General features: G+C 70.1%; 2 protein-coding genes. Both read left to right on the top strand.

Features of this window, described 5'->3' with window-relative positions; all coding sequences use genetic code 11:
• Positions 1-443 (top strand): phosphoadenosine phosphosulfate reductase domain-containing protein (locus tag VQ02_RS33505; protein WP_048448601.1); only part of this gene is annotated, 443 nt, incomplete at its 5' end.
• On the top strand, positions 440-767 hold a 328-nt coding region (locus VQ02_RS33500), incomplete at its 3' end, for a phosphoadenosine phosphosulfate reductase domain-containing protein (RefSeq protein ID WP_048448600.1). The genes VQ02_RS33505 and VQ02_RS33500, both read left to right, overlap by 4 nt.

Raw genomic sequence — 767 nt, 5'->3', positions numbered from 1 at the left:
GCCGGGCGCTCGCGGGCGCCGCCGGCTGGCTCACCGGCCTGCGCGCCGGCCAGTCCGCCAACCGTGCCGACACGCCCCTCGCCGAGGCCGACCTGGCCCGCGGGCTGATCAAGCTCAATCCCCTGGCCGACTGGACCCGGGAGGCGATCGCCGAGCTGATCCACCAGAACTACGTGCCCTACAACGTGCTGCACGACCGCGGCTTCCCGTCGATCGGCTGCGCGCCGTGCACCCGCGCCGTGAAGGTCGGCGAGCCCGAGCGGGCCGGCCGCTGGTGGTGGGAGCAGGCGGGCAAGCAGGAATGTGGCTTGCATGTCGCAGGCGCGCCGGGAAGCCAGTTGCGCCCCGGTCAGGAGCCCGCTGCCTTCGAGTCGGCAAAGTCTGCCGGTAAGAGTTTCCCGGATAAGTCTTCGAACACCGCCAACCCGGAGCTGGCCGCATGAGCGCCGCCCTCAAGACCCGCGCAGATGACCTGCAGCGCCTGACCCATCTTCAGCGCCTGGAGGCCGAGAGCATCCACATCATGCGGGAGACGGTCGCCGAGACCGAGAACCCGGTGATGCTGTACTCGATCGGCAAGGATTCCTCTGTGCTGCTGCACCTGGCCCTGAAGGCCTTCGCGCCGGGCCGGCTGCCGTTCCCGCTGCTCCACGTCGACACGACCTGGAAGTTCCGCGAGATGATCGCCTTCCGCGACCAGCGCGCGAAGGATCTCGGCCTCGACCTTCTCGTCCACACCAACGCGGACGGGCTCGCCCGCGGCGTCG

It is taken from the genome of Methylobacterium variabile (genome assembly GCF_001043975.1).
In the GTDB taxonomy this organism is placed as follows: domain Bacteria; phylum Pseudomonadota; class Alphaproteobacteria; order Rhizobiales; family Beijerinckiaceae; genus Methylobacterium; species Methylobacterium variabile.
This window is presented reverse-complemented; position numbering and strand designations above follow the sequence as displayed.